We start from the raw sequence: 16,337 nt of genomic DNA on the forward strand, positions 1-16,337 counted from the left end.
ATAGGATAGCAGCAGTGAATATGGCCGCTTACCCATTGGGGCAGCGGTCAATTTTTTAGCACGGTGCAGGAGGCGCAATGAACTTACAGCTCGTATGGTTGCGCAGTGATTTGCGTATTCATGACAATTCAGCCCTCGCGGCGGCGGCTGCCAAAGGCCCCGTGGTGGCGGTTTTTTTACGCAGCGTTCAGCAGTGGCAATCCCATGGCCACGGCGCCAACAAAATCGACTTCTGGAACCGCGGCGTGACGGCCATCAAAACCTCGCTCAACGGTCTCAATATCCCCTTGTTGCTGCGTGATATCGCATCCTATAACGAAGTCCCCAACGTGCTGCTCGATATCGCCCGTGCGCATCAGATTGAACAACTGCACTTCAACGTGGAGTACCCACTGAACGAGCGCCGCCGTGATCAGGCAGTGTTGGCTGCCTTCAAGCACCATGGCATTGCTGCCCAAAGCCACCACGATGCCATCGCCTTTCCTCCCGGCACACTATTAACCGGCAAAGGCGATTATTACGGTGTGTTTACACCGTTTTCCAACGCCTGGCACAAGCAGATCACCCAGGGGCAGTTGGCGCTGCGCGATACACCTGAGGTGCAGTCACCACTCGCTATCAAGAGTGACACGTTACCCGCATTACCAGCGCTGGAAGGCACGCCGGTTGACGAACGGCTGTGGCCTGCGGGTGAGGATGCTGCCAGTGACCGACTCGAACGTTTCCTGCGCTTTCGCGGGCGACACTATCAAGACCAGCGTAACTTCCCTAATGTGTGCGGCACCAGTGAGCTCTCCCCTTATCTAGCCATGGGAATGATCTCTTTTCGTCAGTGCCTACAGGCCGTGATAAGTGAAAACGGAGGTCATCTGGCCGATGGCGATGCCGGCCTATCCGCCTGGGTAAATGAGCTGATTTGGCGAGAGTTTTACCAGCACGTGGCGGTAGGTTTCCCCCAGGTGTGCCGCCACCAGCCTTTTCAGGAGCATACCAGGCAGCTTAAATGGCGTAACGATGATGAGGGCTTTCAGGCATGGTGCGAAGGGCGCACCGGCTATCCATTGGTGGACGCCGCAATGCACCAACTGGTCAATACTGGCTGGATGCATAACCGCCTGCGCATGGTGACAGCGATGTTTCTAAGCAAGCACTTACTCATCGACTGGCGGCGTGGCGAAGCCTTTTTCATGCGCCATCTGATAGACGGCGAGTTTTGCGCCAATAACGGCGGCTGGCAGTGGGCCGCCTCAACCGGCACCGACGCCGCCCCCTACTTTCGTATTTTTAACCCGACCACCCAGTCAACACGCTTTGACCCTGAGGGTGAATTTATCGCCCACTGGCTTCCTGAGCTTAACAGCCTACCGGCAAAAGCCCGCCACGCGCCGCCTCAGGACATGCTGACTCAACTTGATTACCCAGCACCTATCGTTGACCACAAAGCTGCCCGCCAGCGCGCTTTAGATGCTTTTCAAGCACTCAGCAACTAGTTTTGTAAAACAGCCTACGAACCCCAACCCAAGCAGCTATTTGGGCTGTTCTTGCGGGGCCTTGAGCGGCTACACAACTCTTATTATGAATATACTTCCCGTCAGCTGGCGCCTTCGGCTAATGGCAGTGGTGCCCAAAGCTGCTCCAACTCGTCGGCGGGAAGTGGCCTTGCGAAGTAGTAGCCTTGTACTAGCGTACAGCCCGCATTAATCAGAAACTGGCACTGTTCCTGGGTTTCGACACCTTCAGCCACCACCTCAAGGCCCATGCCTGCTGCCATGGCAAGTACAGCGGTTACAATGGCAGCATCAGCCTTGTCATGGGGCAACTCGCGAATAAACGCCCGGTCCAGCTTAATTTTATCTACCGGTAAACGCTTTAAATAGCCCAACGATGAGTAGCCGGTACCAAAATCATCAATGGCAACGGTGTAACCCAAATCACGCAGAACCTGCAACCGTGGCCCCATATCCCCTGCCCGCTCATCCAGCAACACTGACTCGGTCAGTTCCAGACCAATCTGCGCGGGCCGTAGCCGGTAGCGCTCCAGGCAGGTGGCTAGCTGGGCTTCCAAATCTCCCTGGAAAAGCTGGAGTGCTGAGATATTAATCCAGACGATGACTTTCGGCATGCCACTGTTCTGCCAGTGGGCCTGCTGTGCACAGGCTTTTTCGATCACCCAGCTGCCCAGTTCTGCCATCAGGCCGTGCCGCTCTGCCAAGGGGATAAAATCCCCAGGAGAAATCATGCCGTTCTGGGGATGGCGCCAGCGCAACAGCGCTTCCATACCCATCAATGCACCGCTGCCGGGATGGTGCTGGGTTTGATAGTGGAGTTCCAACTGGTCACCTGAAATCAGCGCCGCACGAAGATCACTTACCAGGGCAAGCTGTGGGTTATCCTGCTTATCAAGCGCGGGTCGGAAACGTTGGCTATGATTGCGCCCTAACCGCTTGGCGCTATACATCGCGGACTCCAAACGCTGAAAGAGCACACCTGAATCGCGCCCATCTTCTGGCGCCCGGCAGCTGCCAATCGTCAACCCCAGGCGCAATGACTGATCATGAATTTCAAACGGTCGGCACATATGATCGCGCAGGGTAGCTACCCACTTATCATGATCATTAAAGGTGGTGGTGCGAATCACAATAAACTCATCCCCCCCTAAACGCCCTACAACGCTACCCGCCATATAGCCTGCCAGGCGTTGAGCGAAGCGCGCCAGCAACCGATCCCCCTGTTCAACCCCCAGGCTATCGTTTACCGATTTCAGGCCATCGATATCAATTAACGCCATATCCAGACTTTCACCCGCACGCAGATGACGCAGCCGTGACGACATCAGGTCATGCAACCGGCGCCGATTTGGCAGACCAGTCAGAGGGTCTTCATAACCAATGCGGCGCAGGTCACGCTCGCGGGCTTTTTGCGCCGAGATATCGGTAAACAGGCTGATAAAATGGGTGATTTTGCCACGCTGATCGGTGATTGCCCGCACTTTAAGCCACTCAGGATATTCATCGCCATGTTTACGACGATTCCACATCTCACCTTCCCAGCGGCCAGTCGCTTTCAGCGTACTCCAGAAAGTTTGATAAAATGTTTTATCGTGGCGCGGAGCCGCCAGCGTTTCCAGCTTGCGGCCAATCACCTCCTGGCTGTCATAGCCGGTAATCTCCGTAAACGCAGGGTTGACAGCCAGGATGCGATTATGCACATCGCTAATCACCATGGCATCACCTGCAAGCCCTATCGCATCCTGGGAAAGACGCAGGCGTAAGCGCTGCTGGCGCACCTGGTTCCACGCATCCCATAAACCAAACGCCACTATGCTGGCGGCCACCATTCGCAGTGCAGCATCGGATATCCAAACACAGGCAGGAAGCGCCATCAGCGCCATCCAGACCAGCGGGCGATTAAGAGAAACAGGCAGCCACATGGAAATCTATTGTGTCCTATAAATGAACTTGGTAGGAAATGCGTAGCAGACATACGCACCATGCCGCTTTAAATACTTGCACCCTACATATTACGTCAATAAGGCGTTTATTGTGCAAATTCGCTACTCATAGCATCGCAATGCCTTAACACGCGTTATCGGCATCTAGTTAAAAAGCTGTAGAAATACACGATAAGTGGTCAACAACGTGCATTCAGAGGTTTCGGGAAGTAGACTAGGCTTGGCCTTGCGGGCCGTGCCTCGGCGCTATGCTCCGGTGCTATGCCTCGGCTTTTGGTGCCGCACGCGGCCAACAACCATCTTGATACTCGGAACGACTCAGTGACCAAGCAACATTCCTTTGATCGCGAAGAACTGCTGGCCTGCTCGCGCGGCGAGCTATTTGGCCCCGGAAATGCACAGCTTCCGGCTCCTAACATGCTGATGCTTGATCGCATCACGCACATTCACGAAGAAGGTGGGGAGCATAGCAAGGGCGAACTGATCGCCGAGCTGGATATCACCCCTGACCTGTGGTTCTTTGATTGCCACTTCCCTGGTGATCCCGTGATGCCCGGCTGTTTAGGTCTCGATGCCATGTGGCAGCTGGTAGGCTTCTACCTGGGCTGGCTTGGCCATCCTGGACGCGGGCGCGCCCTTGGCTGCGGCGAAGTGAAATTCAGCGGCCAGATTATGCCCGACGCTAAAAAAGTCACGTATCGCATTAATATAAAGCGTGTCATTACCCGTCGGCTTATCCTAGGCTTAGCCGACGGCACAGTGTCCGTCGATGGACGCGACATCTATCAGGCTAATGACCTGCGCGTCGGCCTATTCACCTCCACTGCGAATTTCTAACAGGAGGCTCCCATGCGACGAGTGGTAGTCACCGGCCTTGGTATCGTATCTTGCTTAGGCAACGACCAGACTCAGGTCCTGGATGCGCTCAAAAGCGGGCGTAGCGGTATTCGTTTTAAGGAAGAGTACGCTGAGCGTGGTTTCCGTAGCCACGTGGCGGGTAGCGTTGATATCGACCTTGATGCACTGATAGACCGCAAACTGCGCCGCTTTATGGGCGACGCCGCTGCTTATGCTTACATCTCCATGGCCCAAGCGATCGAAGATGCGGGGCTTTCCCCCGAACAAGTCTCCAATGAACGTACTGGCCTTATCGCGGGGTCTGGCGGCGCATCAAGCGCCAACCAGGTGGAGGCCGCAGACGTTATGCGTGAAAAAGGCTTACGCCGCGTTGGCCCCTACCGCGTAACGCGCACCATGGGCAGCACGGTCTCCGCTTGCCTGGCGACGCCATTTAAAATCAAGGGTGTCAATTACTCTATCTCGTCCGCTTGTGCGACGTCTGCCCACTGTATCGGTAGCGCTATGGAGCAAATCCAGCTCGGCAAGCAGGATGTCGTGTTCGCCGGAGGTGGCGAGGAAGAACATTGGACACTTTCCTGCCTGTTTGATGCCATGGGTGCCCTCTCAACCCATTACAATGAAACACCAGACAAAGCGTCCAGGCCTTACGATCAGGCCCGGGATGGTTTCGTTATTGCGGGTGGCGGTGGCATGTTGGTGCTAGAGGAACTGGAGCACGCCAAGGCCCGTGGCGCCAGGATCTATGGTGAACTGGTGGGCTACGGTGCCACCTCTGACGGCCACGATATGGTTGCGCCGTCTGGTGAAGGCGCGAAGCGCTGTATGCATCAAGCGTTGGCGACTGTGTCAGGGGATATTGACTACATCAATACCCATGGCACCTCTACCCCCGTTGGTGATGTGGCTGAACTCAAAGCAATTCGTGAGGTGTTTGGTAACTCAACCCCCGCCATGAGTTCGACCAAGTCACTCACCGGGCACTCACTGGGGGCGACGGGGGTTCAGGAGGCGATTTATTCGCTACTGATGATGACACACAACTTTGTCGCAGCTTCCGCTAATATTGACCATTTGGATGAGCAGGCAGATGGCTTCGACATCGTTACCACGTGCCGTCATGATGTCACTCTTGAGCGGATACTCTCCAATAGCTTCGGCTTTGGTGGCACCAATGCCTGCCTGGTGTTCCAGCGTTTCAACAGCTAAACGCCTGCCGCCAGCATGACTAAAAACAGCGCCATCTGGCGCTGTTTTTATGTTTGATGAGCCACTTATTCACACTGCCGGCCGAGGTATATCCGAGATCTCCTGCAACTGCCCTTCAATCCACGCTTCCACATCGACCAGGACTTCATCCGGCGTACGTCCAGAGGTCTGTATCGGTGCTCCTATACGCACCCTTAACACCCCAGGACGCTTTACCCAATGTCGTCCCGGCCAGCGCTCGCCTGCATTATGGGCGACAGGCAGTACCGCCACGCCTGCCCGGCAGGCCACCACGCTCCCGCTCTTGTTATAGCGTTTACGGATGCCTGGGTCCACACGGGTGCCTTCTGGGAAAATCAGCACCGAAAGCCCAGCGCCCAGGCGCGCTACCCCCTGGGTAAGCACCTGCTTCATGGCTCGGGCAGGTTTCGAGCGATCCAGGCTAATGGGCCGCAGTAGGCGTAACCCCCAGCCAAACAGAGGAATCCTCAATAGCTCTTGCTTGAGAACCGTACACACAGGAGGTTTCATCACCTGCAGAAAAACCGTTTCCCACTCACACTGATGGTTTGCCTGAATCACACAGGGTTCGTCTGGAATATTTTCCCGGCCTTGTATGTCATAACGCACACCACAGGCGACTTTAAACCACATGATCAAAAAGTAGTTATAAAGGTTGAGCAACCGATAACGGGCGGCGAGAGGCAGAAAAGGTGCAATGGGTAAAAACAGTACGCCAATGATCAGCATGGCGGAAAAGTAACCGATGTAAAACACCAGGCTGCGAACCACATTGATCAAGCCGTTTCTCCTGTCCCAATACCACTTTGGTGGTCACGCGTTAAACACCACACATCCAGCATCCGCCCTACTTCCAGTCGCCACGGCTTTTGGTGCACACCAAATACCTCCAGTACACGACGGCAGTTTAAAACCCGGCGCAACTTGGCATCGTGATGATGATTGAGCGCCTGCACATCGCCAAGCGTGATGTGTTCACCACGCCCTTCTAAATGGGTCGCCAACTGCGTCCGTACCATTGAGGTAAAAGTAAAGGCACTGACCGGCTCAGTGCCTGCCAAATGATACGCTCCCCAGGCATCGGCACCGCAGGTCTGCTGCTGCAACATGCCAATTAATGCCCTGGCAACAGCATCCGCTGATGTTGGGCAAAAGATGACATCCTCCGCTGCCCGAACACTGTGTCCCGTAATGAGACTGTCGATAATCTCACTTAACCAGGCATGGCTGCCCTCAAGGGCAAACAGGGGACCCAGCCGCACAATCAGATGCCGATGGTACTCAGCCCGGATACGGTCACCCGTTTGTACAAGGCGGCGCAGGCACTCATCCCGCGGGGCGGGCACCACATGCTCATCAATGGGAATATCAAACCCTTCTTCATAGAGCTGGTCGGAGACACACCATACCAGCGCCACCTCCTGGGCCTGGCAGGCATCCACACATACATCCACCGCATCCGCATGGGCTTTCACCTCCGCTGGCGTCATGCTTAACGGATGCGCCAGAGGGGGAATAATCACCGCATCTGGCGTGATAGCCTGTAGTTGCTCGGTCGTGACGGTGCTGCCCTGCTCGATAACAAGCTCTGTATCCGTACGCCGACTCGCCTCTCGGGCCAAAGCCAGGCTCAAGCAGTGCCCTGCATCTAATATTAGCAATTTCACGACAGGCTCTCTCCCTCACCCCAGTAACATGCTTGCAGTCGCACCAGCACGCTAGAACGGGATTTCGTCGTCAAAATCGTCAAAGTTGCCTGGATCAGGCGCACCGTAATTACTGTTTTGGTTATTTGGCGCGGGCTGGTGCTGTTGGGGGGCAGGGGCAGGCTGAGGCCCACGCGGAGGGGCTGCATTACCGTAGTTGCTAGGCGCCCCACCCTGCTGCGGGTAACCACCTGACGGCTGAGGGGCACTCTGGGCAGGCGCAGTCTGCCCAGGATTGCCTTGTCCATAACTGTTTTGTGGGCTGTTACCCTGCGGGTATCCCCCCTGGGGCATATTACCGCCCTGATAATCGCTACCACGACTATCCAGCATCTGCATGTCGTTGGCCACGATCTCGGTGCTATAGCGATCCTGCCCGTTCTGATCCTGCCATTTACGGGTTTGCAGGCGGCCTTCAATATAGACCTTGGATCCCTTTTTCAAATACTGCTGGGCAATTTCAGCGGTTTTATTAAACAACACCACTCGGTGCCACTCAGTACGCTCCTGGCGCTGACCACTTTGACGGTCCATCCAGGTGTCGGAGGTGGCCAGGTTTAAATTAGCCACTGCGGTGCCTGAAGGCGTAAACCTTACTTCTGGATCCTGCCCCAGGTTACCAATCAAAATGACTTTGTTAATTCCGCGCGCCATAGGTTGCTCCTTTAATAATCGATCATATATCGGTGACCATCAGCATCACCAACTTCGTTGCCAGTTGCTTGATACCAAGCGGCGTAGCGCTATCAAGACTTGGGGGGCGAAATCAACTTCATCAATGCCGCCTGATCAAGCTGCTGACGGTTCACTTTCAGGTACATCAGGCGTTCCTCAGGCACCACCATGATATCTTCAACGCCCACAACATCTGCTAAATGCTCTATCAAAAGGTCCAGTGCATCTGGCTGCGTGTCATGCAGCGCCACCACCTCACTGGATAATGGTGGCGGCGATGGCATACGCAGCATAGCCAACCACCATACCAGGGCCAGCATAGCGCAACCGATGAAAACAGCGTTAAGCCCCCAGGTATGAGCCAGCAAGCCACCCAGGGTGCCGCCTAAAAACGCCCCTAAAAACTGACTGGTGGAGTAAACCCCCATGGCAGTGCCCTTGGCACCGGCAGGCGCTAATTTACTGAGCATGGAAGGCAGGGTCGCTTCCAGCAGATTAAACCCGGTAAAAAATACAAATAGCCATACAAATAGCCAGTTCCCCTGGGAGAGTGGCAAGCCAAGACTACCCAAACTGACCACAATGGCCCCTATGGCCAGCAGGCAGATCAGCTTCATACGCTGGCGCTTCTCGGCGACAATGATCAGTGGGATCATGGCCACAAACGATAAGGCCATCACCCCCAGGTAAGCGAGCCCATGATATTCAGCCACCACCCCGGCATCGAGCAGTCGAAAAGGGATGGCGACAAAGATCGCCATGAGCATCAGATGCAGGGCAAAGATGGAAACGTCCAAGCGCCACAGGTCGGGGCGCGTGATCACACTTTTAAACTGCCGACGGTCCATGCCTACATCACGGTGGCGCAAGCGGCGAGGCGCCGGAGGGATCCAGCGCCAAAGCACCAGTAACCCAACCATCGACAGTATAACCGTAAACCAGAATATTCCTGAAAGCCCTGCCCATGCGGCCAGCCATGGCCCAAGCACCATGGCAATCGCGAAAGACACGCCAATGGATAGCCCAATGGTCGCCATCGCCGCGGTGCGTACCTGCTCGCGGGTCTGGTCAGCCAGTAGCGCCATGATGGCCGCTGCTATCGCACCACTGCCCTGCAGGGCACGCCCTATGATAATGCCCGCAATAGAGTCAGCCATTGCCGCCACCATGCTACCCAGGGCAAAAATGAGTAAGCCCATGGCAATAACACGCTTGCGACCTATGCGGTCAGAAAGCAGGCCAAACGGTATTTGTAACGCCGCCTGGGTTAACCCATAGATACCTAGCGCCACACCTATCAGCAGTGGTGTAGCCCCCGTCAGTGCATCAGCGTACAGCGCCAATACCGGCAACACCATGAAGAGTCCCAGCATACGAGACGCATATAGCCCGGCCAGGCCACTAATGGCACGGCGTTCAGCGGCCAGCAGCAGTGCGGAAACCTTGCGCATAATGCCCTTGTGTTTGGTGGTTAGGCCGAACAGCCTGAGATGACCGTCCATTCTAGCGCTTTGTGCTCATACTGGAAACGTCAGGCAACAACCAAACACCAGCACCTACTACAGGCAGTTTTGCCGTGGAGGGGGCAGCAAACGTATAATTACGCTTTTGCCACGCGATTCGAGGTGTTGATGGACAGCATTCTGGTCAGGGGTGCCCGCACCCACAACCTCAAGCAGATCGATGTGGAACTGCCGCGGGATAAGCTGATTGTCATTACGGGCCTTTCCGGCTCAGGCAAATCATCGCTGGCGTTTGACACGCTCTACGCTGAAGGGCAACGCCGCTATGTGGAATCGCTATCCACCTACGCGCGTCAATTTCTTTCCATGATGGAAAAGCCTGATGTGGATCACATTGAGGGGCTTTCGCCAGCTATTTCTATTGAGCAGAAATCCACCTCTCACAATCCTCGCTCCACCGTTGGCACCATTACCGAAATTTACGACTATTTGCGCCTGCTATTTGCACGGGCGGGCACTCCGCGCTGCCCGGAGCATGGCGAAGACCTTGAAGCCCAAACCATTTCACAAATGGTCGACCAGGTAATGAACCTGGCCGAGGGCACCAAACTGATGTTGCTGGCACCAGTAGTCAGAGGCCGTAAAGGTGAACATCTGCAGCTATTGGCCGAACTTCGCGCCCAGGGCTTTGTCCGGGTACTGATTGATGGCCAGGTACTTGAGCTGGACGATATTGCGCCGCTGGATAAGCGTAAGAAGCATGATATCAGCGTCGTTGTTGACCGCTTCAAAGTGCGTGAGGATCTTGCCCAGCGCTTGGCCGAATCATTTGAGACCGCACTCAATCTGGCTGACGGCACGGCAATGATTCACTTTATGGACGGTGAACAGGAGGATATTACCTTCTCGGCACGCTTTGCCTGTCCGGTATGTGGCTACTCACTCTCTGAGCTTGAGCCGCGCATGTTTTCGTTTAACAATCCTGCCGGTGCCTGCCCTACCTGCGATGGCTTGGGGGTACAGCAATACTTTGATTCTGAAAAGCTGATTAGCCACCCCGAACTATCGCTGGCCGAAGGTGTAATCAAGGGCTGGGATCGCCGCAACATCTACTACTTTACCCAGTTGCAGGCCCTTGCCAAACACTACCGCTTTGAGCTGGAAACGCCTTGGGCGGAGCTTGCCCGCCACGAACGGGAAATTATTTTAAACGGCAGCGGTGACGAGCAGATTCCCTTCACCTATGTGGGCGACCGTGGCCGCAAGGTAACTCGAGAACACTCCTTTGAGGGCGTACTGCCCAATATGCAGCGTCGCTACCGGGAAACCGAGTCCAACATGGTGCGCGATGACCTTGCCAAATATATCGCCGTTCAGCCTTGTACCACCTGTAGTGGATCACGCTTGCGTAGGGAGTCGCGCCACGTATACGTGGATGATCGCAATATCGCTGATCTTGTACACCTGCCTATTGGTGACGCCTGGCGCTACTTTGCCGACTTGAGCCTACCTGGCCGCAAAGGGGAAATTGCCGATAAAATCGTCAACGAGATTCATGCCCGCCTGGAGTTTTTGGTCAATGTCGGGCTTGATTACCTCAACCTGGAGCGCAGCGCCGATACACTCTCTGGAGGCGAAGCTCAGCGTATTCGCCTGGCAAGCCAAATAGGCGCCGGTCTTGTCGGTGTGATGTACATTCTGGATGAGCCGTCCATTGGCCTGCACCAGCGCGATAATGACCGGTTGCTTAAAACCCTGGAGCGGCTACGGGATCTGGGCAATACCGTGATTGTAGTGGAGCACGACGAGGATGCTATTCGCGCGGCTGATCACGTACTGGATATCGGCCCTGGAGCGGGGGTGCACGGCGGTGAAATTGTGGCCCAGGGCACCCCCCAGCAGGTGATGGATAACCCCAACTCTCTCACAGGCCAATATCTGTCCGGTACGCGGGAAATTGCCGTACCTCCCTACCGCATCCCAGGTAATCCGGAAAAGCAACTGGTGGTGCGCGGTGCAACGGGCAACAACCTGCAAAATGTCACCCTTAGCCTGCCACTGGGCCTGTTCATCGCGGTTACCGGTGTCTCTGGCTCTGGTAAATCAACGTTGATCAATGGCACTTTAATGCCGATTGCGGCGAGGGAATTGAACCGAGCGACGACGCTGACGCCAGCCCCCTATGAAAAAATTGAAGGGCTGAACCAACTCGATAAAGTGATTGATATTGATCAGAGTCCCATCGGCCGCACACCACGTTCCAACCCTGCCACCTATACCGGTATCTTCACACCGATTCGTGAGCTGTTTGCAGGCACCCAGGAAGCACGTTCACGAGGTTATAAGCCTGGGCGTTTCAGCTTTAACGTGAAGGGTGGACGCTGTGAGGCATGCCAGGGGGAGGGCATGATCAAAGTGGAGATGCATTTCCTGCCCGATATCTACGTGCCCTGTGATGTGTGTAAAGGCAAACGCTACAACCGCGAAACACTGGATATTCACTACAAGGGCAAAACTATCCACGAAGTATTGGAAATGACGGTGGAAGACGCACTGGAGTTCTTTAGCCCCGTGCCCGCCATCGCCCGGCGCCTGCAAACATTAATGGATGTGGGGCTTTCCTATATTCGCCTGGGGCAAAGTGCGACCACACTATCGGGGGGCGAAGCGCAACGGGTGAAACTTGCCCGCGAGCTGGCCAAGCGCGACACCGGCAAAACGCTCTATATTTTGGACGAACCAACCACCGGCCTGCACTTTGAAGATATTCGTCAACTGCTGACGGTGCTACACCGCCTGCGTGACCATGGCAACACTATTGTGGTGATCGAACATAATCTGGATGTCATCAAAACCGCTGACTGGATTATTGACCTGGGCCCAGAAGGCGGTTCCGGCGGTGGGCGAATCATTGCCGAAGGCACCCCCGAGCAAATCGCCAAACAGCAGGTCTCACACACAGGGCACTTTCTAGCGCCACTGCTGGCCCGGGGTAATCGTGTGGCGCAGAAAGCCAACGCCTAGCTCAGAGAGTTGAGTACAGAGCACTGCTCGCCTGGGCAACTTGGCATATTATTGCCACTTGCCCAGGCAACACTTGCCAGTTCTGTTTATATTAATCTGCATTGTAGTTTAATAATTGTTGTTAACTCTCAAGGAGAAAGGACGCTGTGAACCAGGAGAAAAGCTGCATTATTCAGCATTTTAGCCACTACTGCTCGCTGACCAAAGAAGAAAAACAATTACTGAACTCACTGGAAGACAGCCCGACCGAGATCAAAGCAAACTCGTTACTTTGGGAAATGGGCGACCCAGCTAATGAATTCTGTACACTTAAGAGCGGATGGGCATACTCCTACCGTCATCTTGAGAATGGTGATCGGCAGATATTGGAAGTTTTTTTGCCCGGCGACATTATTGGTCTGCGTGAATTTGCCTTTGCACAGCGGTTGGAAAGTGTGCGTATGATCTCCGATGGAGTGATATGCCACTTCCCTCATAAACGTATGCTTGATCTGTTCCAGCAGTCACTGACATTGACGTCGGTGCTATTTGCCATTAGCAGCCGACAACAGGCATTGCTGACCGAACGGTTGGTCAACCTGGCCCGACGTAGCGCCCGGCAGAAGATGGCGCACTTTTTACACGAAATGTACCTGCGTCTGCGCCAGACCAGCGATGACATCAGCGGGCAGTTTCGCTTACCGCTTTCACAGGAACAGCTGGCAGATATTCTGGGGCTGAGCCCGGTACATGTTAGCCGTACCTTTAGTGCGCTCAGCGAAGACGGCTTGGTATTCCGGGACCGCCACCATGTCACTATCCCAAACCTGAAAGCACTCGCCGCTGAAGGGGAGTTTGACGACTGCTATCTAACCGATAACGTCAGGCCACTGCGTGATCACTCCTCATAAAAAACGCCGCGTGTTTGGTTGACGCGGCGTTTATACGCTAGGCGCTGTAGCTAACCACACTTAGACCAGCCACAGCCTGCATAGCAGGTGGGGCAGCCATCCATCATAATTAACTCACCGCGGCACTCAGGGCAGTTTCCCACGGAAGCAGGGCTACTGCCTTGTGTCTTTTTTGCGGTGGTGTCTGCTCCTCCAATCGGTTCGACAGCACCCTGTTCCATGGCATCGCTCAGGGCTGACTCATCTGGCTGCCACGCATAGCCGTGCTGCATACGATGCGCATAACGCTCTACCAGTGTTTCTACAGGTACCTGATTACCATCCTGATCAAGAAAACCACGTCGATAGAGAATCTGCTGGATAGACCAGGCAATGGCCGCCACCTCTGAATCATGGAACATCGGTTTGTTCCAACGATTCATACCACAACGTACCAGGCCTTTATCCCAGGCCACTTTACGCAGGTCTGCTACCGCCTGGGTCACATAGCCACCACGTGCCGCCAACGACAGGCTGCGCATGGTGGCAGTAATCCACTGGTGTTCACTGGAAAGCTGTCCAGAGGGAAAGAAAAACTCGACAGGGCGTTCGATAACAACGCGCTGACCACTGATCACACCTTCAACGGGCATGAAGGAGACCAGCAGATAGACTTTCTTACGCCCTTCCGCGCCGACATAAGAGATCTTTTCAGAAACAGCTTCCAGAGTGCCTTCAGGGCGAGAAGGAATCCTTACCGTCAGTGGATTCTCTTCGGCCAGCTCTGGGGCAACCACAGCCTGCTCCGGCTGTTTGATGCGATAACCAACAATTTTTGAGGTAATTTCAACGGCCATAACGTTCTCCATTTAGCAAAGGTGTATGTGCTTTGTTCTCAAAGAGGTTGCCCATACTTACCATTTGCCATAGGTGCCCTCTTTTAGTGCATCAAACAGGTTAGCAGCGTTGTGCTCCTCACCGTCGTAAACCACTTTCTCATCACCGGAAAGCTCCAGGGTTTCGCCATTTTCCAACTCAAACACATACGTTGTGTTTTTAAGGTCATCCTCTCGCACCAGTACACCCTGGAAAGCCTCAGGGTTAAAACGGAAGGTAGTGCAGCCTTTCAGGCGGCTGTCGTATGCCTGCAGGTAAAGATCCTGGAACCGCTCAAATGGAAAGTCAGTAGGCACATTCACGGTCTTGGAAATCGCCGAGTCTATCCACTGCTGAGCAGCAGCCTGCACAGCCACGTGCTGTTCAGGTGTGACCGAGTCAGCGGTAATAAAATAGTCCGGCAGGTCGCTTTCCACCGCTTCCGCCGCAATAAAGTGGCGGTAAGCAGCCAATTCAAACGACACAACCTCTACCTGCTCTTTGGTCTTCTTACCTGACTGGATAATGTTACGAAAGTAGCGATGCGAGAACGAGGGTTCAATACCATTAGAGGCATTGTTGCCCAATGACAGTGAAATAGTCCCCGTGGGCGCAATAGAGCTATGGTGCGTAAAGCGCGCCCCATGCTCTGAAAGCGCCGCCACCAACTCAGGTTCAAGCCCAGCCACTTTCTCCATGTACCGGCTATAGCGGGCATGTAAAATACGCCCTGGTACCTTGTCGCCTACTTCATAGCCATCTTTAGCAAGCTGAGGGCGCTCCCGCATCATTTTCGGTGTGATGGTGTGCTCTTGTTCGAGTACCGGCGCCATGCCTTTCTCTTTGGAAAGCTCCAGCGCCTGCTTCCAGCCTTCAAGAGCAAGGTGACGACTGACTTCTTCGGTAAATGCCAGCGACGCTTTGGAGCCATAGGGAATCTTCAGCATGGTCAGCGTCGACCCAAGCCCTAAAAAGCCCATACCATGGCGCCGCTTGGCTTCGATTTCACGCTGCTGCTGGGGCAGTGGCAAACCCGCGATTTCTACCACGTTATCCAGCATGCGGGTAAAGATTGCGACCACTTTCTTATAGCGTTCCCAGTCAAAACGCGGTTTATCGCCAAACGGCTCTATCACAAACTTGGTCAGGTTCACTGAACCCAGCAGGCAGGCGCCTTCTGGTGGCAGCGGCTGCTCGCCGCAGGGGTTCGTGGCACGGATATCTTCGCAGAACCAGTTATTGTTCATGCGATTGACCTGATCAATCAGAATAAAACCCGGCTCGGCGTAGTCGTAAGTGGAGGACATAATGGTGTCCCACAGCTCACGCGCTTTAATCACTTCAACGATACGGCAGGCAACGCGACCTTCGTTATCAACCGTATAGCCCTCTTCCACTACCGGCCAGTCACGGTAAATCAGATCCTCGGCGTTGACATCGTCTTTTTCGCCGGGATGCAGCGGGAACGCCAATGGCCAGTCAGCATTGTGTTTCACCGCTTCCATAAACTCATCGGTGATCAGCAGGCTAAGGTTAAACTGGCGCAGGCGGCCGGCTTCCCGTTTGGCTTGAATAAACTCACGCACATCCGGATGCCCCACATCAAAGGTGCCCATTTGAGCGCCACGGCGACCACCTGCAGATGCTACGGTAAAGCACATCTTGTCGAAAATATCCATAAACGCCAGTGGGCCGTTGGTGCCAGCACCGGCACCAAATACAAAGGCACCTTTATGGCGTAGCGTCGAGAAATCGTAACCAATGCCCGCGCCGGATTTCAGCGTCATACCGGCATCGACAACTGAGCCCAAAATATCGCGCATGGAGTCATGAATAGTACGGGATACCGTACAGTTAATCAGGCTTACAGCAGGCTTGTACTCTTCAGCGCCCGCGTTGGATAGAATCCGCCCAGCGGGAATAGCGCCGTTTTCCAATGCCCAGCGGAATTTGGGCAACCACTCATTGGCCTTATCGCCCTCAACGGCAGCCAGCGCCCGCGCAACGCGTTCAAAGGTAGCACCGACGTCCTGATCAACAGGGCGACTATGGCGATCCTTTAGACGATATTTGGCATCCCATATCTCCCGAGAAGGAGCTTGTAGCGGGACATCGTTAGAGGTTTTCATAGCCTTTTCAGCGGTGCTCATATCACAAAACTCCTTCACAACGGGGTGAATGTGGC

12 protein-coding genes are annotated in these 16,337 nt (G+C 54.6%); 5 read left to right on the top strand and 7 right to left on the bottom strand.

Annotated elements, in window-relative coordinates; all coding sequences use genetic code 11:
• Positions 1 to 77: 77 nt before the first annotated feature.
• Positions 78 to 1,490, top strand: coding sequence for a deoxyribodipyrimidine photo-lyase (gene phrB / locus HP566_RS19615; RefSeq protein WP_249978979.1), 1,413 nt, complete (start codon positions 78 to 80; stop codon positions 1,488 to 1,490).
• A gap of 101 nt (positions 1,491 to 1,591) precedes the next feature.
• On the opposite strand, the gene HP566_RS19620 is transcribed toward phrB, so the two are convergent.
• Positions 1,592 to 3,430 carry a putative bifunctional diguanylate cyclase/phosphodiesterase gene (locus HP566_RS19620; protein WP_249978980.1) on the bottom strand — a complete coding sequence of 613 codons (1,839 nt, stop codon included), beginning with the start codon at positions 3,428 to 3,430 and terminating at the stop codon, positions 1,592 to 1,594.
• Positions 3,431 to 3,772: 342 nt separating this feature from the next.
• On the opposite strand from HP566_RS19620, the gene fabA reads away from it, so the two are divergent.
• Positions 3,773 to 4,288, top strand: a complete 516-nt coding sequence (fabA, locus tag HP566_RS19625) for a 3-hydroxyacyl-[acyl-carrier-protein] dehydratase FabA (protein WP_249978981.1) — start codon at positions 3,773 to 3,775, stop codon at positions 4,286 to 4,288.
• A gap of 12 nt (positions 4,289 to 4,300) precedes the next feature.
• Positions 4,301 to 5,518 carry a beta-ketoacyl-ACP synthase I gene (gene fabB, locus HP566_RS19630; protein WP_249978982.1) on the top strand — a complete coding sequence of 406 codons (1,218 nt, stop codon included), beginning with the start codon at positions 4,301 to 4,303 and terminating at the stop codon, positions 5,516 to 5,518.
• Between the two features lie 69 nt (positions 5,519 to 5,587).
• Here fabB and HP566_RS19635 read toward each other — a convergent pair whose 3' ends face one another.
• The 4 genes from HP566_RS19635 to HP566_RS19650 all read right to left on the bottom strand — a co-directional run bounded on the left by HP566_RS19635 (position 5,588) and on the right by HP566_RS19650 (position 9,371).
• A complete protein-coding gene (locus HP566_RS19635; protein ID WP_249978983.1) occupies positions 5,588 to 6,319 on the bottom strand; it encodes a lysophospholipid acyltransferase family protein in 732 nt (243 codons plus the stop codon).
• On the bottom strand, positions 6,316 to 7,206 hold the full coding sequence (locus HP566_RS19640; protein WP_249978984.1) for a sugar nucleotide-binding protein: 891 nt from the start codon (positions 7,204 to 7,206) through the stop codon (positions 6,316 to 6,318). Before HP566_RS19640 ends, HP566_RS19635 begins: the two co-directional genes overlap by 4 nt.
• A 51-nt stretch (positions 7,207 to 7,257) precedes the next feature.
• Complete coding sequence (gene ssb / locus HP566_RS19645; protein ID WP_249978985.1) at positions 7,258 to 7,899, bottom strand: single-stranded DNA-binding protein; 642 nt, start codon at positions 7,897 to 7,899, stop codon at positions 7,258 to 7,260.
• A gap of 92 nt (positions 7,900 to 7,991) precedes the next feature.
• Positions 7,992 to 9,371, bottom strand: coding sequence for an MFS transporter (locus tag HP566_RS19650; RefSeq protein WP_249979045.1), 1,380 nt, complete (start codon positions 9,369 to 9,371; stop codon positions 7,992 to 7,994).
• A 180-nt stretch (positions 9,372 to 9,551) separates the two neighbouring features.
• Here HP566_RS19650 and uvrA point away from each other — a divergent pair, with 180 nt between their 5' ends.
• Positions 9,552 to 12,407, top strand: coding sequence for an excinuclease ABC subunit UvrA (gene uvrA, locus HP566_RS19655; protein WP_249978986.1), 2,856 nt, complete (start codon positions 9,552 to 9,554; stop codon positions 12,405 to 12,407).
• A 146-nt stretch (positions 12,408 to 12,553) separates the two neighbouring features.
• Entirely contained in the window at positions 12,554 to 13,297 is a 744-nt protein-coding gene (locus tag HP566_RS19660; protein WP_249978987.1) for a Crp/Fnr family transcriptional regulator, read from the top strand.
• Between the two features lie 50 nt (positions 13,298 to 13,347).
• On the opposite strand, the gene HP566_RS19665 is transcribed toward HP566_RS19660, so the two are convergent.
• A complete protein-coding gene (locus HP566_RS19665) occupies positions 13,348 to 14,133 on the bottom strand; it encodes a ribonucleoside-diphosphate reductase (RefSeq protein WP_249978988.1) in 786 nt (261 codons plus the stop codon).
• Positions 14,134 to 14,190: 57 nt separating this feature from the next.
• On the bottom strand, positions 14,191 to 16,302 hold the full coding sequence (locus tag HP566_RS19670) for an adenosylcobalamin-dependent ribonucleoside-diphosphate reductase (RefSeq protein ID WP_249978989.1): 2,112 nt from the start codon (positions 16,300 to 16,302) through the stop codon (positions 14,191 to 14,193).
• Between the last annotated feature and the right edge of the window lie 35 nt (positions 16,303 to 16,337).

Origin of the sequence: Vreelandella olivaria (genome assembly GCF_023507745.1) — a bacterium.
GTDB classification, from domain to species: domain Bacteria; phylum Pseudomonadota; class Gammaproteobacteria; order Pseudomonadales; family Halomonadaceae; genus Vreelandella; species Vreelandella olivaria_A.